Source organism: Nocardioides aequoreus (assembly GCF_000720335.1).
Taxonomy (GTDB): domain Bacteria; phylum Actinomycetota; class Actinomycetes; order Propionibacteriales; family Nocardioidaceae; genus Marmoricola; species Marmoricola aequoreus.
Genome location: NZ_JOJN01000010.1, coordinates 21240 through 41050, shown reverse-complemented (window position 1 = coordinate 41050; position 19811 = coordinate 21240). Strand labels below are relative to the sequence as shown.

The window sequence follows — 19811 nt, the reverse complement described above, 5'->3', positions numbered from 1 at the left end:
ACTACGACGCCCCGCCGTAGCGCCGGCTGCGACCGGCGTACTCCTCGATGGCCGCCCACAGGTGCCGCCGGTCGACGTCGGGCCACAGCACGTCGGTGAAGACCAGCTCGCTGTACGCCGCCTGCCAGAGCATGAAGTTGGAGAGGCGCTGCTCCCCCGAGGTGCGCCAGACCATGTCGGCGTCGGGCAGCTCGGGCACGTAGAGGTAGCGGGCGAAGGTGCGCTCGTCGACCCTGCCCGGGCGGAGCCGGCCGTCGGCGACGTCCTGGGCCAGCGCCCGTGCGGCGTCGGCGACCTCGGCGCGCCCGCCGTAGTTGACGCACATCGTCAGCGTCAGCACGTCGTTGTCGCGCGTCAGCTCCTCGGCGACCTGCAGCTCCTTGACCACCGAGCGCCACAGCCGCGGTGCGCGACCGGCCCAGCGCACTCGGACGCCGAGCTCGTGCATCTCGTCGCGGCGGCGCCGGATCACGTCGCGGTTGAAGCCCATCAGGAAGCGCACCTCCTCGGGGCTGCGCGACCAGTTCTCGGTCGAGAAGGCGTAGGCGGAGATGGCCCTGACGCCGATCTCGATCGCCCCCTCGACCACGTCGAAGAGCGACGACTCCCCCTCGGTGTGCCCGGCGGTGCGGGGCAGGCCCCGGTCCTTGGCCCAGCGACCGTTGCCGTCCATGACGATCGCGACGTGCTCGGGCACCAGGTCGGCCGGCACCGGGGGCGGCGTCGCTCCGGAGGGGTGCGGCGTCGGCGGTCGCGGGGTGTGCGGCGGGCCGGGGACACGCGTCCGCGAGCGAGGCATGCGGGTCACCCTAGGAGGTCGCCGGACGACGCGTGCGAGCGAGCGGCGGGCTCCTGGGCGCGGCTGCGGAGTTTGACCTGGTCGCCCTGGGACACTGCGTCGCCATGGAAGCCCTCGAACCGGCGTACTCCACGCCCGTCATGCTGGTCATCGCCGCCGCCGCCGTCGCCCTGCTGCTGGTGCTGATCATGGTGGTCAGGCTGCACGCCTTCCTGGCCCTGATCGTGGTCAGCGCGGTCACCGCGGTCGCGGCCGGCATCCCGCTGGGCGACGTGCCGGCGGTGATGATCGAGTTCTTCTCCACCACGCTCGGCTCCGTCGCGCTGCTCGTCGCGCTCGGCGTGATGCTCGGTCGCCTGCTCGAGGTCACCGGCGGCGCCCAGGTGCTCGCCGACACGCTGGTCAGCCGCTTCGGCGAGCAGCGCGCGCCCTTCGCCCTCGGCGTGGCCTCACTGATCTTCGCCTTCCCGATCTTCTTCGACGCCGGCCTGGTCGTCTTCCTGCCGATCATCCTCACCGTCGCCCGCCGCTTCGGCGGCTCGGTGCTGCGCTACGCCCTGCCCTCGGCCGGCGCCTTCGCCGCCATGCACGCCATCGTCCCGCCGCACCCCGGCCCGGTGGCCGCCAGCGCCAGCCTCGGCGCCTCGATCGGCGTGGTCCTCCTCGTCGGCGTGCCGGTCGCCGCGGTGTCCTGGTACGTCGGCTCCTACCTCTTCAGCCGCGTCGTCTCGGCGCGCGTGCACGTGCCGGTGACCGACCTGCTGCTCGGGGAGGTCCGTGACCACGACGGCGGCCCCGACGGTGGCCGGCGCGCCCCGGCCTTCGGCGTCGTCCTGCTGCTGCTCCTGCTGCCGATGGTGCTGATCTCGCTCAACACCGTGGTCAGCTCGCTGATCACGGCGGGCACCCTCGAGGAGTCGGCGCTCGCCGACACCCTGCTGCTGCTCGGCAACACCCCGGTCGCCCTGCTCATCAGCGTGCTCGCCGCGATCGTGCTGCTCGGCTCCCGTGCCGGCTCCCGGTCGGAGGTGCAGGCACTGCTCGACGGCGCCCTCGGCCCGATCTGCTCGGTCATCCTGATCACCGGCGCGGGCGGCATGTTCGGCGGCGTGCTGCGCACCAGCGGCATCGGCGACGCCCTCACCACCTCGCTCGGCGGCCTCGGCCTCCCCCTGGTGCTGCAGGCCTTCCTCATCGCCACGGCGCTCCGCGTCGCGCAGGGGTCGGCGACCGTGGCGCTGACCACCACCGCCGGCCTGGTCGCCGCCTCCGCCACGGGGTTGCCCGAGCTGCAGCTCGCGGCGCTCGTCTTCGCCATCGCCGGCGGGTCGACCGTGCTCTCGCACTTCAACGACTCGGGCTTCTGGCTGGTCGGCAGGCTCTTCGACATGGACGAGAAGACGACGCTGCGCACCTGGACCGTGATGGAGACGACCCTGGGGCTGATGATGTTCGCCTGCGCCAGCGTGCTGTGGGTGCTGGCGTGACGGCGCCGCTCGTGGTGGTCGTCATGGGCACCACCTCCACCGGCAAGAGCTCGGTCGGCGAGCGCCTGGCCGAGAGTCTCGGCGCCGGCTTCGTCGAGGGCGACGACCTCCACCCCCAGGCCAACGTCGACAAGATGGCCTCCGGCACGCCGCTGACCGACGACGACCGCTGGCCGTGGCTGGAGCTGGTCGCCGAGCGCATCCGCGAGGCCGTCTCGCAGCGGCACCGCCTCGTGGTCACCTGCTCGGCGCTCAAGCGCGCCTACCGCGACGTGCTCCGCGGCGACGAGGCCACCGCCGCCGAGGTCTTCTTCTGCCACCTGGCCGGCAGCAAGGCCGTGCTCGAGGAGCGCATCGCCGGGCGACGCGGCCACTTCATGCCGACCTCGCTGCTCGACAGCCAGCTCGACACGCTCGAGGAGCTCGGCCCCGACGAGCAGGGGGCACGCGTCGACGTCGCCCCACCGCTCGACGAGGTGGTGCGGACGGCGCTCGCCGAGGTCAGCGCTCCCCGCTGACCTCGCGCGCGAGCAGGGGCATCGAGCGCAGCGCACGCTCGAGGTGCCAGGAGACGTACGCCGACACCAGGCCGCGCGCCTCGCGACGGTGGCGGTCGTGGGCGGCGTCGACCTGCTCCCAGTGGCCGGAGAGCAGCGCCCCGAGGTGCACCAGTGTCTCGGCGGCGGGGCTGGCCGAGCCCGGCACCCGGCACCGTGGGCACAGCGCGCCGCCCGCCCCCGGGCTGAAGGCGCGGTGCGGCCCCTCGAGGCCGCAGCTGGCGCAGGCCCAGCACGAGGGGGCGTAGCCGGCCACCGACATCGAGCGCAGCAGGAAGGCGTCGAGCACGTCACCGGGGCGGTGCTCCCCCGCCACCATGGTGCGCAGGGCGCCCACGAGCAGCAGGTACTGCTGCACCGAGGGCTCGCGCTCCTCCGAGACCAGCCGCTCGGCGGTCTCGAGCATCACGCTCGCCGCGGTGTAGCGCTCGTAGTCGGCCGCGATCGCCGCGCCGTACGGCGCCCGCGTCTCGGCCTGCGTGACCGTGTCGAGGTTGCGCCCGATCGCCAGCTGCAGGTCGACGTGGGTGAAGGGCTCGAGCCGCGACCCGAACTTGGAGGAGGTACGACGCACGCCGCGCGCCACCGCCCGCACGACCCCGTGCTCGCGGGTCAGCAGCGTGATGATCCGGTCGGCCTCAGCCAGCTTGTGGGTGCGCAGCACCACCGCTTCGTCGCTGTAGACCGGCATGGGGACATCCTCCCCCTCGCCGGTGACACCCCGGCGCGCGACACCGGCGAATTCACCGGCCGGCCGGTGAATTCGCCGAGTGCCACGTGAGGGTCGGTGGGGGCGTCGTACGGCGACGCTCGTGTAGCAGTCGTCCGGCGCACGGCCGGCGGAGTCACCGGGCGGTGGGAGAAGCCGTCCGCCCGGCGTCCTGCAGCGGAGCCGTCGCGAAGCAGCGGGACACGAAGTCGGCGGCCAGCGCGTGCAGCCGCTCGGGGCGGGCGCGCCACTCCAGGAGCGACTGCGCCTCGACGAACTCCCCGTGCGGCAGCTCGGCGGCGAGCATCGCGGCGTCGGCCGCGGGGTGGATCGGGTCGCTGGGGTGGCCCACCACCATGGCGGGCGCCTCGATGCGCCGCCGCGTGGCCGAGGCGGGGGCGATGCGCCCGAAGAAGATGCCGTGGATCGTCGCCGCCATCGCCGCGGGCCGCTGGTCGCAGGTGTCGAGCGCGATGCCGGCCCAGAAGGGCACCAGCCCCCGCGGCACCGCCCGGGTGACCCGGCGTACGGCGCGGACGGTGACCGGCACGAAGCGCGCCCAGAAGAGCATCGGGCCGAAGGCGAGGATCCCCGCCTCGAGCGCGTTGTCGAGCACCGGCATCTCGCACAGCAGGCCGCGCACCCGATCGGGCGCGATCGCGGCGACCTCGAGGCTGACGTTGGCCCCCAGGGAGGTGCCCCCGACCACCGCGGCGGGGGCACCGAGCTCGTCGAGCAGGGTGACGACCTGCTCGGCGAAGGCGGTGACGGAGTAGAGCCGGGGGTCGTCGGGGCGGTCGGAGCGACCGTGCCCGAGGAGGTCGAGGGTGACGACGTGCGCCCCCTGCGAAGCGAGGTGACGGGCCAGCGGCTCGTGCATGCGGCGCGGCATCAGCTGCCCGTGGAGCAGCACCACCCAGTCCTCGCCGCCGCCGTACTCGGTGTACTCCAGGCGGTGACCGTCGTGGAAGAACTGCCCGATGCGCTCGGAGACCAGGCTCATGGGCGTCACCTTGGCACACCACGGTGGCCCGAATGCCGCACCAACTCCCTGCTGTGGCGCCAGAATCGTCGCGTGAGCACCGGTTGGCTCCCCCCTCGCCCCCGCACGGCCGCCGCGCTCGTGGCTGCCGCCAGCCTGGCGACCTGGGGCGCCGTGGCCGTGGGGAGCAGCACTGACACCCTCGGCACCTGGTGGCCGGCCGCGGGACTCGGGGTGGCCGCAGCGCTGCTGGCGCCGCGCCGGCGGCTGCCGGTCGTCCTCGGCGCGCTGCTGATCTCGTTCGCGCTGGGCAACCTGGTCGCCGGGCGCGGGCCGGCCACCAGCGCGCTGCTGGGCCTGGCCGACGTGGCCGAGACGGCGGTCGTCGCCCTGCTGCTGCGGCGGCTCACCGGCGGACGGCTCGACCGGCTCGCCGACGTGCTGGCGCTCGTGGTCGCCGCCCTGGCCGGGGCCGTGGTCGGCGGGGCTGGCGTCGCCGCGACGTACGCCGCCGCGCTGGGCGCCTCCGCGACCGAGATGCTGCCGGTGCTCGTCCTGGCGCACGGCGTCTCGGTGCTCGTCCTGGCCCCACTGGTGATGGTCGAGCGGGTGCTGCCCACGAGCGGTGCGCGCGAGGCGGCAGCCCACGGCGTGCTCACCTGCCTCCTGGTCGTGCTCGCGCTCAGCGGGGCGCTCGGTGGCCTCACCGGCCTGCTGCTGCTGGCGCTGCCCTTCCCCCTGGTCGTCTGGGCGGCCGCACGTCACCAGCTGGGCGCCGTGCTGGTGCTCCTGGTCGCGCTCGCCGTGACGGTCACGGCGACGGCAGCCGCCTTCCCCCTGCGCCTCGCCGGGCCCGGCGACCCCGAGATCGTCCACGTGCAGGTGTCGCAGGTCTACCTGCTGGTCTGCGTGCTGGTCGCGCTCCCGCTCGCGATGGCGATGCACGAGCGCGAGCGCGCGGTCCGCCAGGTGCTCGAGAGCGAGGCGACCTACCGCCGGGCCTTCACCCGCTCGGGGTTGCCGGTCCTGCTGTGCACCCACGTCGACGGCCGACTGCGCATCGACCTGGCCAACCGCGAGGCCCTCGAGCTGCTGGACCGCCCGGGCCAGGAGCTGCAGGGCCAGGACCTGCTCGACGTGCTCGAGGTGCCCGAGCTCGTCGCCTCGCTGACCGCGGGACCGATCGAGGCCTTCGGGGGCTGGGCGGGACCGGTGCCGGTGCCGGGGACGCCGCTCACCCATCTCGAGGGCTACTGCTCGCTGCTCACGACCCGCGGCGGCACCCCGCTGCTCTCCCTCACGCTGGTCGACCTCACGGCACGCCACCGGCTGCAGCACCGGCTCGAGGCCGAGCGCACCTGGACGCGCGCGGTGATGGACACCGCGGCCAGCCTCATCGTCGTCACCGACGTCGCCGGCACCGTGATGGCCGTCAACGCCGCGACGGTGCGGCTGACGGGGTACGCCGCCGGCGAGCTCGTCGGTCGTCCGCTCTGGGAGGTCCTGATCCCCGACCACCTCCGCCTCTCGGTGCTCGACGCCGTGACCAACGTGCTGCCCGTGCCGCCGTCCGGGGAGATGACCGTGGTCACCAAGGCCGGCGAGAGCCGCACCCTGGAGTACGCGCACGCCGCCTTCGTGGAGGCGTCGGCCGAGACCGGCGAGCCCGTGACGACCTTGGTCTTCAGCGCCACCGACGTCACCGAGGCCCGTGAGAGCGCAGGTGTGGTGGAGCACCTGCTGCGCTCGGTCACCTCGCTCGCCTTCGTCGGGACCGACCTCCAGGGCGGCATCACGATGTTCAGCGTGGGGGCGGAGCGCCTGGTCGGGCTGTCGGCGGAGCGGGCGCGCGGACTGCCGCTGGCGACGCTGCTGCGACCACCGCCCGCCGAGTCACCCGAGATGCGTCCCGAGCCGCAGCCCTCGGGACCGCCCGACTTCGCCGACCTCGTGCGCCACGAGGGACCGGAGTCGGCACCGAGCACCACCGACTGGCTGTTGCTCCCCGACGGACGCGACCCGCTGCGGGTCTCGATGACCTGCAGCGCGGTGCGCAGCGACCAGGGCGCGGTGCACGCCTACCTCTTCGTGGTGCGCGACGTGACCGAGACCCGTCGCAACCAGGAGATCCTGGTCAACGCGCTGCGGCGCGAGCGGGAGGTCGTCACGCGGCTGCAGGAGCTCGACCGCGCCAAGGACGACTTCGTCTCGACGGTCAGCCACGAGCTCCGGACGCCGATGAGCAGCATCATCGGCAGCGCCGAGATGCTGGCCGACGGCGTGGTCGGCGAGCTCGGCACCGGGCAGCAGCGGATGGTCGAGGTGATCGCGCGCAACGGCGAGCGGCTGCTCTCCCTCGCCGACGACCTGCTGGCACTGGCGGCCTTCGACCGGGGTGGCGGCTCACCGCGCGGCGACGAGCTCGACCTGCGCGACGTCGTCGCCGAGAGCGTCCGGACGGTGCAGCCACCTGCGAGCGGGCGTCACCTGGCCTGGGAGGTCGAGCTGCCCCCGCATCCGGTGGTCGTGGTCGGCGACCCGAGCCACCTCGAGCGGGCGGTCACCAACCTGCTGACCAACGCCGTGAAGTTCACCCCCGACGGCGGGCGCATCGAGACCACCCTCAGCGCCGACCCCGGTCTGCGCACGGCGACCGTGACCGTGCGCGACACCGGGCGGGGGATCCCCTCGAGCGACCTCGACCACGTCTTCGACCGCTTCTTCCGATCCGAGGAGGCGCAGGAGCAGGCGATCCAGGGCTCCGGCCTCGGCCTGGCGATCGTGAAGTCGATCGTGGAGAGCCACGAGGGGCGGGTGGCGGTGCGCTCCACGCACGGCGAGGGCACCGCGATCTCGATCTCCATCCCGCTGGCGCGGACCCCGGCCCCCGCGCGTCTGGTCTAGCCCTGAGTGGATGGATTGTCCGAATTTGCCCGGACTGCGGGTTCCGAGACGAGAATGGCGCACGTGAGTGCCGCTTCTCGGGTCGCCGCCGTGCGCGCCGTCGTGCTGCTCGTCGTGGCGTTCGCGCTCGGCGTGACGGCGCTGGTGCTGCGCCCCGACCCGAGCGCCGTCGCGACCTGGTGGCCTGCCGCCGGCGCGACCTGCGGCGTCCTGCTGCTCTCACCGCGCCGCTGGTGGCCGGCGCTGGTGCCGGCGATCGCCGTGGTCACCTTCGCCGCCAACGGCCTGGGCGGCCGCCCGCTCGGCGTCGGCGTCGGCCTCGGCCTCACCAACGCCGCCGAGGCACTCGCCGTGGGCATGGTCCTGCACCGCCTGCACCGGCTGGACCGGCACGACCCGGACGCCCGGGTGCCCCTCCGCGACACCGACGACTACCTGCGGCTCTTCCTGGCCGCGGCCGCCGGCGCCCTCACCTTCGGCGCCGGGGCGGCGCTGACGATGGCGGTGCTCGGCCAGCCCGTGTGGGAGACCGCCCGCACCGTCACCCCGTCGCACCTGGCCGCGACCCTGGTGATCCTGCCGCTGCTGCTGATCCCCGCCTGCCGCCCGGTCGACGTACGCCGTCGCGCCGAGCTGGCCGTGCAGGCCGGCCTGGTGGCGGTGGCGCTCGGCGCCACCCTCAGCACGAGCAGCTCGCTCGCACCCCTCTTCGTCCCGCTGCCGCTGCTCGTGTGGGCGGCGGTGCGCTTCCACCCCTTCGTCGCCGCCGTGGAGGTCTTCCTGGTCGCGGCCATCGCGACGTGGGCCACCAGCCACGGCCTCGGCCCGATCGCGCTCTTCAGCGACCGTGCCGGGTCGCACCACCTGCTCGCCGGCGCCAACGTGCAGATGTACCTCATTTGCATGGCCCTGCTGACCCTGCCCACCGCCCTGGCCTCGGCGCAGCGGCTGGAGCTGCTCCGGCGCATCGACCTCGAGCGGCAGCTGAGCAGCACCACGCTCGCCACCACTGCGGCGATCATCGTCGTCTCCGACAATCGAGGCGTCGTGCAGCAGGTCAACGAGGCGCTGGAGCGGCTCACCGGCTTCAGCGCCGAGAGCGCCGTCGGCCAGCGCTTCTGGGAGCTGCCGATGGTGCCGGTGGAGCGCCGCGAGCTGGTGCGCGCCTTCTTCGGGCCGCGGGACGGGTCCGGGGTGCCCGAGCTGCGGGAGGCCGACCTGGTGCACCGCGACGGTCACCGGCTGCGCGTGGTCTGGAACAACAACGTCGTCCGCGACGCCCGCGGCGAGATGACGCACGTCGTGTGCACCGCGACCGACGTCACCAGCGAGCTGACCTCGCGCCAGCTCGTGGAGCACCTCTTCGAGGCGCCGATGGCGGCGCCCATGGTCTCCATCGACAAAGACCTGGTCGTCACGCTGGTCAACCGAGCCGGCGAGGACCTGCTCGGCGTCTCCGCGGACGACGTGGTCGGCCACCACCTCGACACGCTGCTGTCACCGAGGCTGGCCGAGACGCTGCGGCGCGACCTCGGGCAGGCCGCCCGGGCCGCCCAGCGCGACGCGCTCCCGGGCCCGCCGATCACCCGCGACTGGACCTGGAGGCGACCCGACGACGGCCGCACGCTGACGGTCTCGACCACCGTCAGCGCGGTCACCGACGGCGCCGGCGAGCACGTCGGCTACCTGGTGCTCGCCCGCGACGTCACCGCGATGCGCTCGATCCACGAGGCGCTCGTGCGCGCGCTCGACACCGAGCGCGACGCGGTCGAGCGGCTGCGTCGTGTCGACGACGCCAAGAACGAGTTCGTCTCCACCGTCAGCCACGAGCTGCGCACCCCGACGACGAGCATCGTCGGCTACACCGAGATGCTGCGCGACGGCTCCGCGGGCGAGGTGAGCGAGGAGCAGGGCGCGCTGCTCGACGTCATCGCCCGCAACGGCGAGCGGCTCATCGCCGTGGCCAACGACCTGCTCGTGCTGGCCGGCCTCGACTCCCAGGACCGCACGACGTGGGCGGAGGAGCCGGTCGACCTCGGCGAGGTCGCCCAGCAGGCGCAGCAGGCGATTGCCCCCCTGATCGCCGGCCGCAGCCTGCAGGTCTCCTTCGACCTGCCCGACCGGCCGCTGACCGTGACCGGCGACCCCAGCCACCTCGACCGCGTCCTGGTCAACCTGCTCAGCAACGCGGTGAAGTTCACCCCCGACCAGGGCAGCATCGGCTGCCGGCTCTACCGCTGCGGCACCAGGGCCGTCATCGAGGTCAGCGACACCGGCATCGGCATCCCCGAGGACGAGCAGGCCGACCTCTTCACCAAGTTCTTCCGCTCGAGCAACGCCCAGGACCGCGCGATCCCCGGCACCGGTCTCGGGCTCTCCATCATCCACCGCATCGTGACCGAGCACGGCGGCGACATCATGGTGCGCTCGGCGCCCCACGAGGGCAGCACCTTCACCGTGCGGCTGCCGCTGGCCGTGCGCGACGCGCGGCTGGCTAGCGCCGGTTGACCGCCGAGACCACGGCCTTCAGCGAGGCCGTGACGATGTTGGCGTCCAGCCCCACCCCCCACAGCACCTGGTCGCCGACGGCGCACTCGACGTACGCCGCGGCGATGGCGTCGCCGCCCGACGACAGGGCGTGCTCGGCGTAGTCGAGCACCCGCACGTCGAAGCCGTGCTCGAGGCCGTTGAGGGCGTCGACGAAGGCGGCGATCGGGCCGTTGCCCTCACCGGTCAGCGAGCGGACCTCGCCGTCGACGTGGACGCCCACGGTGAGCTGGTCGCGCTCGCCCGCCGCGGAGGAGGTGTGCACGGAGTCCAGCCGGAGCGGCGTCTCGCGGTCGAGGTACTCGCTGCGGAAGGAGTCCCAGATCGCGGCGGGTGACATCTCGCCGCCCTGGCCGTCGGCCGTCGACTCGGTGTTGGCCTGCACGGCGCGGCTGAACTCGATCTGCAGCCGGCGCGGCAGGTCGAGCTTGTGCTCCGACTTCATCACGTAGGCCACGCCGCCCTTGCCGGACTGGCTGTTGACCCGGATGACCGCCTCGTAGCTGCGGCCGACGTCCTTCGGGTCGATCGGCAGGTACGGCGCCTCCCACGCGTGCTCGGCGACGTCGTGACCGGCCTCGCGGGCCTCGGTCTCGAGCGCCTCGAGGCCCTTCTTGATCGCGTCCTGGTGGGAGCCGGAGAAGGCGGTGTAGACGAGGTCGCCGGCGTACGGGTGCCGCGGGTGCACCGGCAGCTGGGTGCAGTACTCCACCGTGCGGCGGATCTCGTCGATGTCGGAGAAGTCGATCTGGGGGTCGACGCCCTGGCTGAAGAGGTTCATGCCCAGGGTGACCAGGCAGACGTTGCCGGTGCGCTCGCCGTGGCCGAAGAGGCAGCCCTCGACGCGGTCGGCCCCCGCCATCAGCGCCAGCTCGGTGGCCGCGACGGCGGTGCCCCGGTCGTTGTGGGGGTGCAGGCTGATGGTGGTGTGCTCGCGCCGGGTCAGCTGGCGGGAGAACCACTCGATCTGGTCGGCGTAGACGTTGGGCGTCGACATCTCGACGGTCGCCGGCAGGTTGAGGATGATCTCGCGGTCGTCGTCGGGCTGCCACACGTCGGAGACCGCCTCGCAGACCTCCACGGAGAAGGGCAGCTCGGTGCCGGTGAAGATCTCCGGGGAGTACTCGTAGCCGATCACCGTCTGCGACAGGTTGGCCTCGGCGTACTTCATGAACAGCTCGGTGCCGCGCACCGCGATGTCCTTGACCTCCTGCCGGTCCGCGCGGAAGACCACGCGGCGGAAGAGCGGCGCCAGGGCGTTGTAGAGGTGGATGTTGGCGTGGTGGATGCCGACGAGCGACTCGGTCGTGCGCTCGATCAGGTCCTCGCGGGCCTGGGTCAGCACCGAGATGGTCACGTCGTCGGGCACCTTGTCGCGCTCGATCAGCTGGCGCACGAAGGAGAAGTCGGTCTCGCTCGCGCTCGGGAAGCCGACCTCGATCTCCTTGTAGCCCATCGCCACCAGCAGGTCGAACATCCGGTGCTTGCGCTCCGGGCTCATCGGGTCGATCAGCGCCTGGTTGCCGTCGCGCAGGTCGGTGGAGAGCCAGCGAGGGGCCTGGGTGATGGTCTGCTGCGGCCAGGTCCGGTCGGGCAGCTCGACCGGCGGGAAGGCGCGGTAGCGGTGGATGGGCATCCCGCTGGGGCGCTGGGCGTGGGCGTGGGGGTGCAGAATCATGGTTCCTCCGAGGTGCTGGGGAGCGTCAGGTGCCGGGCACGCGAGGCTCTCCGCAGCGGGAGGTCCGGCCGGTCAGGACCCGCTGCGGCAGCCAAGGAGGAGGCGGTCGCGGTGCACGGAGGCGACTTTAACAGGTGACGCTGGGCCAGTCGGCGGACTGGTCGGCCGGCTGGTGCCGCGGGAGCCGCAGCACGACCGTCGTGCCACACCCCTCCTCGGAGGCGACCTCGACCGTGCCGCCGTGCCACTCCACGATCGACTGCACCAGCGCGAGGCCGAGCCCGGTGCCCTGGATCTCGTCGGCGACCGAGAGGGAGGAGCGGAAGAAGCGGGAGAAGATGCGGTCGAGCTCGGCCTCGGGTATCCCGATGCCCTCGTCGGCGATGCTGGCGACCACGTCGTCCTCGTCGACGCCGAGACGCACCGTGATGGTCCCGCCCGCGCGACTGAACTTCACGGCGTTGGTGAGCACGTTGAGCAGCACCCGCTCCAGCTGCACCGGGTCACCGGTCACCGGGCTGACCTCGCCCTCGCTGACCACCACGACCTCGAGCTGCCTCGCGACGGTGGCCGGCGCCAGCATCTGGCGGCACTCGGCGACGACCGCGGCCAGGTCGACCGGCCGGAAGTCGAGGCTCACCTGCTCGGAGTCGTAGGCCGAGAGCGCGAGCAGGTCCTCGACGAGGGCGCGCAGCCGGTCGACGTTGCGCGCGATGATGCCGATGCCCTGCGACGCCTCCTCGGAGAGCGCCCCCATGCCGCCCTCGGCCATCAGCTCGAGATAGCCGACGATGCTGGTCAGCGGCGTGCGGAGCTCGTGGGAGACCGTGGAGATGAAGGCGTCCTTGGCGCGGTCGAGGTCCTCGAGGCGGCGCACGGACTCGCGCTGCTGCTCGAAGGCCTGCACCTGCACCAGCGAGGCGACCAGGTCGTGGGAGACGCCCTGGCAGATGGCCACCTCGCGCGGCTGCCAGCCCCGGGGGCGGATCGAGGAGAGCAGCAGCCACCCGACGACCTCGTCGCCGACGGCGATGGGGACCGCGAGCAGCGCGGCGATGCCGAGGGCGCGCTCGATCGCCGGACCGCCGTGGAGCCCGAGGCGGGGGTCCTCGGCGACGTGGTCGATCTGCAGCGGCTCGAGGAGCGACGCGGTCTCGAGCAGCAGCGTGGTCAGCTCCTCGGGCAGGTCGACGAAGGAGCTCGGCTGCGGCAGGGCGGCCGCGTCGGGGCCGTTGCTCCAGGTGCCGCGCACCGCGGCGTACCGCTCGGCGTCGACGAGCAGCACGTCGCAGCGGTCGACGACCGTCGCCTGGCCGACCGACTCGGCGGCGCGGTTGACCAGCTGCGCGGAGTCGAGGTCCTGGCGCAGTGCTCGGGCCAGCTCGTGGACGACCCGGGCCTGGTCGGCCCGCTCGAGCAGCTCGGCCTGGGCCGAGCGGAGCTGGCGCACGGAGTCGTAGAGGTCGGCGGTGGCCCGCTCGCCGATGCTCTCGGCCGCGAGCCGTCGCGCCTGCTCGCGGCGCAGCTGCCGGCGCAGGCGGCGTACCTCGGACGCCGGGTCGGCAGCGGCGTCCCTGGAGCCGCGGAGGAGGTCCATCGTGTGGTCAGCCTGTCTCGGGAGTCGTCGTGGACACGCCACCGATGGCGGCCCGAGCGAGCCTCCCCGCGGACGCCGTCGGCAAACGTCGGTGGGTCACGCTCGCCTCCCTGGTCGTCCGTTCTGTCGGTATGTCCGAGCGTAAGCGCGGGGCGGCCCCGATCCCTCCAACGCGCTCCTCGTCCCCTCGTGTGGTCTAGAGAGGTGCATCATCGAGGTGTGCCGCAGCTGCTCGTGGTCCACCACTCCCCCACCGCCGCGACGCGGCAGCTCACCGACGCGGTGGTCGCCGGGTGTCGCGACGACGTCGTCCACGAGGACCTCCCACCGGGCACCGAGGTCGAGGTGCGGGTGCTCGAGGCGCTGGCCTTCGCCCGCGGCGAGGCCGACCACCACGACCTGCTGGCGGCCGACGGCTACCTGCTCGGCACCACCGCCAACTTCGGCTACATGAGCGGCGCCCTCAAGCACGTCTTCGACAGCACCTTCCTGCACGTGGGCGGGGCGCTCGACGACGACGGCGCCCCGGCCGGGGGCGACGGACCCGGCGGCGCGACGGCGCGCCGTCCGTACGGCCTCTACCTGCACGGCAGGTACGACCTGACCGGCGCGGTGCGCTCGGTGCAGTCGGTGACCGGTGCGCTGGGGTGGCGGCAGGCCTTCGAGGTGGTCGGCGTCGTCGGCGAGACGACCGAGGCGGACCGTGCCCGCGCGCACGAGCTCGGCGCTACGATCGCGGCACTGCTCACCGGCTGAGGGGGAACGCTGTCCGGCACGACCCTGCGTGGGCTGACCCCTCCCCCGGCGCTGCGTCTCGCACCGGTGCTGCTCGCGCTGGCGCTGGTGCTCACGGCCTGCTCCTCGGCGCCGCTGCGCCCGGAGTCCGAGGCTCCCCCGGACCGGGTGCCGGAGCTGGGCGAGTGCTACGCAGTCACCCCCGACGACGTGGCGCAACCCAGCGTCGACGCGGCGCCCGTGCGGTGCGCCGGCGAGCACACCGCGCAGACCTTCGCCGTCGGCACGCTGCCGGAGAGGCTGGGCGACGACCGCGAGGACCCGGCCCTCGGCCGCTGGATCCACCCGCGCTGCCAGCGCGCCTTCGAGCGCTTCCTCGGCGCGGACGAGAGCCTCGCGATGCGGATCCAGCTCAGCTGGGCGTGGTTCCGCCCCGGCGAGGCCGCGTGGGACGACGGCCGCCGCTGGTACCGCTGCGACGCCGTCGGCGGCCGCGCCGACGCGACGGCGTACGAACCGCTGCCGGAGACGGTCGAGGGACTCTTCCGCGCGGAGCCGCCCCAGGAGTGGCTGACCTGCGCCCGGGGTGAGACCGTGGCCGGCTCCGAGAAGGTGCCGTGCTCGCAGGAGCACGACTGGAGGGCGGTGACGACCATCAAGCTCGGCGGTCCGGACGACCCCTATCCCGGTGACCGCGAGGTGCAGGTGCGCTCGCGGGACTTCTGCTCCGACTCGGTGGTCGCGTGGCTGAACTACCCGGTGGAGTACGAGTTCGGCTACACCTGGTTCCGCGAGGCGGAGTGGCAGGCGGGCAACCGGAGGTCGGTGTGCTGGGCGAGGCAGTGAGAGGGCGACCGATGCGCGGCACGTCGGTCCTGCTGGCGGCCCTGCTCCTCCTGCTCACGGGCTGCGCCGGCGAGCCCGAGGCCGAGTCGAGTGCCTCGGCGCCGGCCACCCCGAGCCAGGCACCCGAGCCCGACCCGCCGCCGCAGGCCGGTCAGTGCCACCGGATCAGCCTCGACGCCGCCGCCCGTCCCACCGCCGACGACGAGGCCGCCGTCGACTGTGCCCGGCGACACACCTCGGTGACGGTGGACGTCCGGCCCCTCGACCTCGTCGAGGACGGCCACCTGCTCGCCGTCGACTCCCCCGCCGCGCAGCGCCGCCTCGCCGAGACCTGCCCGCGCTCCCTGCTGGAGCGGGCCGGTGGCGACCAGCGGACGCAGCGGCTCTCACGGCTGCAGGTGGTGTGGTTCACCCCGTCCGACGAGCAGGTGCAGGCCGGCGCCGACTGGGTGCGCTGCGACGTCGTCGCGGTCGGCTCCGAGGAGCGCCTGGTCCCGCTCCCCCCACGCTTCCGCGGCATGCTCGACCGGGAGGGCGCTCTCGACACCTTCGGCACCTGCGGCACCGCCTCCCCCGCCGCCGACGACTTCCGCCGCGTCGCCTGCGCCCAGCCCCACACCTGGCGTGCCCTCGACGTCGTCGACCTCCCCCCCGACGCCCCCTTCCTCGACGAGGCCGTGACCGACCAGGCCGACAGCACCTGCCAGGACCTCGCCTCCGACGCCTCCGGCGGCTCCCTGGAGCTCACCTGGGCCTTCGAGTGGCCCACCCGCGCCCAGTGGGACGCCGGCCAGCGCTACGGCTACTGCTGGACCCCCACCTGACGCTCACCCCGCACGCGTCGTCCGCCGCGCGGGTCCCTGAGGTGCGAGCGCAACAGCCTCGAAGGGCGCATACGCGGGGCTCACCCCACCCGTGCCCTTCGGGTGGTCGAGGAGGTCGCGCAGCGACCGTCTCGAGACCCCGTACGCCGCCCGCTCACCAGGTCTCGAGACAGGCGCTGCGCGCCTTCCTCGACCACCCGGCCGCGCGGGTCCCTGAGGTGGCAGCGCAGCGAGCCTCGAAGGGCGCATACGCGGGGCTCACCCCACCTGCGCCCTTCGGGTGGTCGAGGAGGTCGCGCAGCGACCGTCTCGAGACCCCGCAACCCAGCCCGTGAAGTTATGCACAGATCCTCGAACACACGTTCTACTGTCGCATCTCAATAGTAGAATCTCCCCATGGAGCCGCACCCCCACCACCCGAAGCGCCAGGTCCTCGACGTCCTCGTCGCGGCCCGCGCCGAGGAGCACGAGGTACAGGTCCGGCAGCTGCGCCTCGCGCTGGAGTGGGCGCTGCTGCACCCCGCTGCCGAGGGTGCGGCCTACGCCGGCTGGGGCGACGACGGCCTCGTCCTCGGCAACGACGTAGGTGGCCCGATCCCGCTGGCCGGCGACGGCGCACCGCTCGTCGCCGCAGCAGCACCACTCGAGCTGGCCGGAGCCCTCAACCGCCCGGCCGAGCACGCCCAGCAGCTGCTCGGCGACACGTTGGAGCTGGCCTTCCGGCTCCCGCGGCTGTGGGAGCTGATGTGCGCGGGGCGGATCGCGGTGTGGCGCGCTAGGGCGATCTCCCGGGAGACCCGCGATCTGAGCCTGGACGCCGCGCTGCACGCGGACCGGCTGCTGTGCGCCGTGCCCGACCGGCTCGAGCAGCTCTCTGCCGCCGGTGCTGCCCGGCTGGTGCACGAGGCACGACTGCACGCCGACCCCGACCGCGCCCGGGCGGATGAGGACGAGGCGCAGGCACGTCGTGGGGTGTGGCTGCAGCGCGACGGCCGCGCACCCGCCGTCACCGACGTCCACCTGACGCTCGACACCCCGGATGCGCTGGCGTTCGACACCACCGTCGGCCGGCTCGCCGCGGACCTGAAGGAGTTGGGTGACACCGACGTCCTCGACGTCCGCCGCGCCAAGGCCGTCGGCGTCCTCGCGGACCCGCAGCACGCGTTAGACCTCATGAGCGGGGAGACCACCGACTCTGGGCCTCGCGGTGCCGGGACCCTCGACCTGAACGTCCACCTCACCCCGTCAGACCTCGCCGACGATCAGGGCGTCGTGGTGCTCGAGCGACTCGGCGCCCTCTCCGCCGACCTCTTCGCTGGCTGGCTCGCCCGTCACGCCGTCGACGGCGTCGCGGTCCGAGTGCGGCCGGTCATCGACCTGAGTGCTGATGCCTCGGTCGACCGTCACGACCCGCCACCGGCGATGCGCGAGCAGGTGATCCTGCGGGACGCGACGTGCGTCTTCCCCGGCTGCCAGCGTGACTCGCGCTCCTGCGACCTCGACCACATCCGGCCCTACGACCCCGCTGGTCCGCCCGACCAGACGCGACCTTCGAACCTCGCGCCACTCTGCAGGCGTCACCACCGCGCCAAGACCCACGCCGGCTGGACCTACGTCCGCCGCCGCGACGGCACCTACGACTGGACCAGCCCGCAGGCCAAGACCTACTCCGTCGTCCCCACCTCGCGCGCACCCCTCGCCACCCACCGCTGACCAACCTCGACCCACCCCGCCGACCGCCCGGGTGGTCGAGGAGGTTGCGCAGCAACCGTCTCGAGACCCCGCACGCTGGCTCACCGGGTCTCGAGACAGGCGCTGCGCGCCTTCCTCGACCACCCGGGCCCTGTCGGTCGAGCCTGTCGAGACCCCGCGCGCCTGCACATCTCACCGGGTCTCGAGACAGGCGCTGCGCGCCTTCCTCGACCACCCGGGCCCTGTCGGTCGAGCCTGTCGAGACCCCGCGCGCCTGCGCACGTCACCGGGTCTCGAGACAGGCGCTGCGCGCCTTCCTCGACCACCCGGGGGCCGGCGGTCGAGCTTGTCGAGACCCCACGCGCCTGCGCACGTCACCGGGTCTCGAGACAGGCGCTGCGCGCCTTCCTCGACCACCCGGGGTCGGGCTGCGCTCCTTCGACCACCCGGGGTCGGGCCGCGCGCCTTCGTCGACCACCCGCGCCGGGACCCGGTCGGGTCTAGTTGATGATCTCGGCGTCGTCGGCGGCGAGGGCGGCGAGGCGGGTGCGCCAGGCCTGGCGGGCCTCGGGGGTCAGGCGGGGCCAGTCGGTGACCTCGCCGGTCACGCGGAGGGGGTCGCGGGTGCGGTAGGAGCGGGTGGGGTTGCCGGGGAAGCGCTTGTCGGTCACGTTGGGGTCGTCCTCGTAGGGACCGGTGGGCTCCACGACATAGACCCGCGGGGCGGCGTCGTCAGCCGCGAGGTCGGCGGCGAGCTCGGCGGCGAGGCCGGCGCCGTCCTGCAGGGCGGTGAAGTAGACGTGGTTCATCACCACCTCCGGCCGGTAGTTGGACCGGTGGCCCGCCGTGAGCAGGTCGCCCACGCGGAGGTCGGCCCTCGTGCCGTGGAAGAACGGCCCCTCGTCCAGTGCCTTGGCCACGCGCACAGTCTGGCAGGGCCGCGTCGGTGCGGCCGGGGTCAGCGCACGGGGTGGCCGGCGGCGGCCAGCGACTGCTTGACCTCACCGATGCGCAGCGTGCCGAAGTGGAAGACGGTGGCGGCGAGGACGGCGTCGGCGCCCGCGTCGACGGCCGGCGCGAAGTGCTCCAGCGCGCCGGCGCCGCCGCTGGCGATCACGGGGATGCTGACCTCGCGGCGTACGGCGCGGATCAGGTCGAGGTCGAAGCCGTCGGTGGTGCCGTCGGCGTCCATGGCGTTGAGCAGGATCTCACCGGCGCCGAGCTCGGTGGCTCGGGCGGCCCAGGCGACGGCGTCGAGGCCGGCCGACTCGCGGCCACCGTGGGTGGTGACCTCGAAGCCGCTCTCGGTGCCGGGCGCCCGCCGGGCGTCGACCGAGAGCACCAGCACCTGGTTGCCGAAGCGGTCGGCGATCTCGGCGACCAGCTCCGGACGACGGATCGCGGCGGTGTTGACGGCGACCTTGTCGGCGCCCGCGCGCAGCAGCCGGTCGACGTCATCGACGCTGCCCACGCCGCCGCCGACGGTCAGGGGGATGAAGACCTGCTCGGCGGTCGCGGAGACGATCTCCATCGTGGTCGAGCGGCCCTGGTGGCTGGCGGAGATGTCGAGGAAGGTCAGCTCGTCGGCGCCCTCGGCGTCGTAGAGCTTGGCCAGCTCGACGGGGTCGCCCGCGTCGCGGAGCTCCTGGAAGTTGACGCCCTTGACGACCCGCCCCGCGTCGACGTCGAGGCAGGGGATGACGCGGACGGCGAGGCTCACAGCGCGCTCAGCGTCAGGGCGAGCGCGTCCTCGAGCGTGAAGCGGCCCTCGTAGAGCGCGGTGCCGGCGATGGCGCCCTCGACACCGATCTCGACCAGGCCCATGAGGGCCTCGATGTCGGCGAGGGTGGTGACGCCGCCGGAGGCGATCACGGGCGCCTCGGTGGCGGCGCACACGTCGCGCAGCAGGTCGAGGTTGGGGCCCTGCAGCATGCCGTCCTTGTTGACGTCGGTCACGACGTAGCGCGCGCAGCCCTCGGAGTCGAGCCGGGCGAGCACCTCGTAGAGGTCGCCGCCGTCGCGGGTCCAGCCGCGGGCCGCGAGGGTGCGGCCGCGCACGTCGAGACCGATCGCGATCCGGTCGCCGTGCTCGGCGATGACCTTGGCGCACCACTGCGGCTGCTCGAGGGCCGCGGTGCCGATGTTGACCCGGCGGCAGCCGGTGGCGAGCGCGGCCTCCAGCGACTCGTCGTCGCGGATGCCGCCGCTCATCTCGACGTCGATGTCGAGGGCGCCCACGATCTCGGCCTGGAGCTCGCGGTTGGTGCCGCGGCCGAAGGCGGCGTCGAGGTCGACCAGGTGGAGCCACTCGGCGCCCGCGTCCTGCCAGCGCCGCGCGGCGGCCACCGGGTCGCCGTAGACGCGCTCGGAGCCGGCGACGCCCTGGGCGAGCTGGACCGCACGGCCCTCGGTGATGTCGACGGCGGGCAGGAGCTGGAGGTAGGTCATCGGGTC

The 19811-nt window shown here is 73.6% G+C and carries 16 protein-coding genes; 8 read left to right on the top strand and 8 right to left on the bottom strand.

The annotated features are described in order from the left end of the window. Window position 1 precedes the first annotated feature (1 nt). On the bottom strand, window positions 2-799 hold the full coding sequence (locus tag IG63_RS0116530) for an isoprenyl transferase (RefSeq protein ID WP_051707028.1): 798 nt from the start codon (window positions 797-799) through the stop codon (window positions 2-4). A gap of 104 nt (window positions 800-903) precedes the next feature. On the opposite strand from IG63_RS0116530, the gene IG63_RS0116525 reads away from it, so the two are divergent. Together IG63_RS0116525 and IG63_RS0116520 are read left to right on the top strand one after the other, a co-directional pair. After that, entirely contained in the window at window positions 904-2286 is a 1383-nt protein-coding gene (locus tag IG63_RS0116525) for a GntP family permease (RefSeq protein WP_030485458.1), read from the top strand. Further along, window positions 2283-2804 (top strand): gluconokinase, encoded by a 522-nt coding sequence (locus IG63_RS0116520; protein WP_245604474.1) that lies wholly within the window; start codon window positions 2283-2285, stop codon window positions 2802-2804. The genes IG63_RS0116525 and IG63_RS0116520 overlap by 4 nt, the downstream gene beginning before the upstream one ends. Here IG63_RS0116520 and recO read toward each other — a convergent pair. Then, window positions 2788-3534, bottom strand: a complete 747-nt coding sequence (gene recO, locus IG63_RS0116515; protein ID WP_030485456.1) for a DNA repair protein RecO — start codon at window positions 3532-3534, stop codon at window positions 2788-2790. The genes IG63_RS0116520 and recO overlap by 17 nt on opposite strands. Before the next feature lie 154 nt (window positions 3535-3688). Then, a complete protein-coding gene (locus IG63_RS0116510) occupies window positions 3689-4555 on the bottom strand; it encodes an alpha/beta fold hydrolase (protein WP_084597274.1) in 867 nt (288 codons plus the stop codon). A 72-nt stretch (window positions 4556-4627) separates the two neighbouring features. Between IG63_RS0116510 and IG63_RS21735 the strand changes: the two genes are divergently transcribed. Continuing rightward, entirely contained in the window at window positions 4628-7438 is a 2811-nt protein-coding gene (locus IG63_RS21735) for a PAS domain-containing sensor histidine kinase (RefSeq protein ID WP_051707027.1), read from the top strand. A 63-nt stretch (window positions 7439-7501) separates the two neighbouring features. After that, the gene (locus IG63_RS21730) at window positions 7502-9946 is read left to right on the top strand and encodes a PAS domain S-box protein (protein ID WP_169741813.1); all 2445 of its coding nucleotides are present in this window, start codon (window positions 7502-7504) and stop codon (window positions 9944-9946) included. On the opposite strand, the gene leuA is transcribed toward IG63_RS21730, so the two are convergent. Beyond that, on the bottom strand, window positions 9933-11663 hold the full coding sequence (gene leuA, locus IG63_RS0116495; protein WP_030485452.1) for a 2-isopropylmalate synthase: 1731 nt from the start codon (window positions 11661-11663) through the stop codon (window positions 9933-9935). The two genes, IG63_RS21730 and leuA, sit on opposite strands and share 14 nt — an antisense overlap. A 127-nt stretch (window positions 11664-11790) precedes the next feature. Next, the gene (locus tag IG63_RS0116490; RefSeq protein WP_030485451.1) at window positions 11791-13260 is read right to left on the bottom strand and encodes a sensor histidine kinase; all 1470 of its coding nucleotides are present in this window, start codon (window positions 13258-13260) and stop codon (window positions 11791-11793) included. 219 nt (window positions 13261-13479) lie between these two features. On the opposite strand from IG63_RS0116490, the gene IG63_RS0116485 reads away from it, so the two are divergent. From IG63_RS0116485 to IG63_RS23660, 4 genes are all read left to right on the top strand, one after another. After that, a complete protein-coding gene (locus IG63_RS0116485; RefSeq protein WP_030485450.1) occupies window positions 13480-14016 on the top strand; it encodes a flavodoxin family protein in 537 nt (178 codons plus the stop codon). 66 nt (window positions 14017-14082) lie between these two features. Then, window positions 14083-14841 carry a septum formation family protein gene (locus IG63_RS0116480; protein WP_245604473.1) on the top strand — a complete coding sequence of 253 codons (759 nt, stop codon included), beginning with the start codon at window positions 14083-14085 and terminating at the stop codon, window positions 14839-14841. An 11-nt stretch (window positions 14842-14852) separates the two neighbouring features. After that, window positions 14853-15665: a septum formation family protein gene (locus IG63_RS0116475; protein WP_051707025.1), complete on the top strand. Its 813-nt coding sequence runs from the start codon at window positions 14853-14855 to the stop codon at window positions 15663-15665. 396 nt (window positions 15666-16061) lie between these two features. Then, a complete protein-coding gene (locus IG63_RS23660; RefSeq protein ID WP_030485447.1) occupies window positions 16062-17378 on the top strand; it encodes an HNH endonuclease signature motif containing protein in 1317 nt (438 codons plus the stop codon). A 479-nt stretch (window positions 17379-17857) separates the two neighbouring features. On the opposite strand, the gene arr is transcribed toward IG63_RS23660, so the two are convergent. The 3 genes from arr to priA are packed head-to-tail and all read right to left on the bottom strand — an operon-like array spanning window position 17858 to window position 19805. Then, window positions 17858-18283 (bottom strand): NAD(+)--rifampin ADP-ribosyltransferase, encoded by a 426-nt coding sequence (gene arr, locus IG63_RS0116465; protein ID WP_425411794.1) that lies wholly within the window; start codon window positions 18281-18283, stop codon window positions 17858-17860. Window positions 18284-18315: 32 nt separating this feature from the next. Then, complete coding sequence (gene hisF / locus IG63_RS0116460; protein ID WP_030485445.1) at window positions 18316-19077, bottom strand: imidazole glycerol phosphate synthase subunit HisF; 762 nt, start codon at window positions 19075-19077, stop codon at window positions 18316-18318. Continuing rightward, window positions 19074-19805: a bifunctional 1-(5-phosphoribosyl)-5-((5-phosphoribosylamino)methylideneamino)imidazole-4-carboxamide isomerase/phosphoribosylanthranilate isomerase PriA gene (gene priA, locus IG63_RS0116455; protein WP_030485444.1), complete on the bottom strand. Its 732-nt coding sequence runs from the start codon at window positions 19803-19805 to the stop codon at window positions 19074-19076. The genes hisF and priA overlap by 4 nt, the downstream gene beginning before the upstream one ends. Window positions 19806-19811 lie beyond the last annotated feature (6 nt).

What these genes read in the sequence shown, in the direction of transcription:
- IG63_RS0116530 (WP_051707028.1), bottom strand. Translation starts at nt 799, where the DNA reads ATGCCTCGCTCGCGGACGCGTGTCCCCGGCCCGCCGCACACCCCGCGA.
- IG63_RS0116525 (WP_030485458.1), top strand. Translation starts at nt 904, where the DNA reads ATGGAAGCCCTCGAACCGGCGTACTCCACGCCCGTCATGCTGGTCATC.
- recO (WP_030485456.1), bottom strand. Translation starts at nt 3,534, where the DNA reads ATGCCGGTCTACAGCGACGAAGCGGTGGTGCTGCGCACCCACAAGCTG.
- IG63_RS0116510 (WP_084597274.1), bottom strand. Translation starts at nt 4,555, where the DNA reads ATGAGCCTGGTCTCCGAGCGCATCGGGCAGTTCTTCCACGACGGTCAC.
- leuA (WP_030485452.1), bottom strand. Translation starts at nt 11,663, where the DNA reads ATGATTCTGCACCCCCACGCCCACGCCCAGCGCCCCAGCGGGATGCCC.
- IG63_RS0116490 (WP_030485451.1), bottom strand. Translation starts at nt 13,260, where the DNA reads ATGGACCTCCTCCGCGGCTCCAGGGACGCCGCTGCCGACCCGGCGTCC.
- IG63_RS0116475 (WP_051707025.1), top strand. Translation starts at nt 14,853, where the DNA reads ATGCGCGGCACGTCGGTCCTGCTGGCGGCCCTGCTCCTCCTGCTCACG.
- IG63_RS23660 (WP_030485447.1), top strand. Translation starts at nt 16,062, where the DNA reads ATGGAGCCGCACCCCCACCACCCGAAGCGCCAGGTCCTCGACGTCCTC.
- priA (WP_030485444.1), bottom strand. Translation starts at nt 19,805, where the DNA reads ATGACCTACCTCCAGCTCCTGCCCGCCGTCGACATCACCGAGGGCCGT.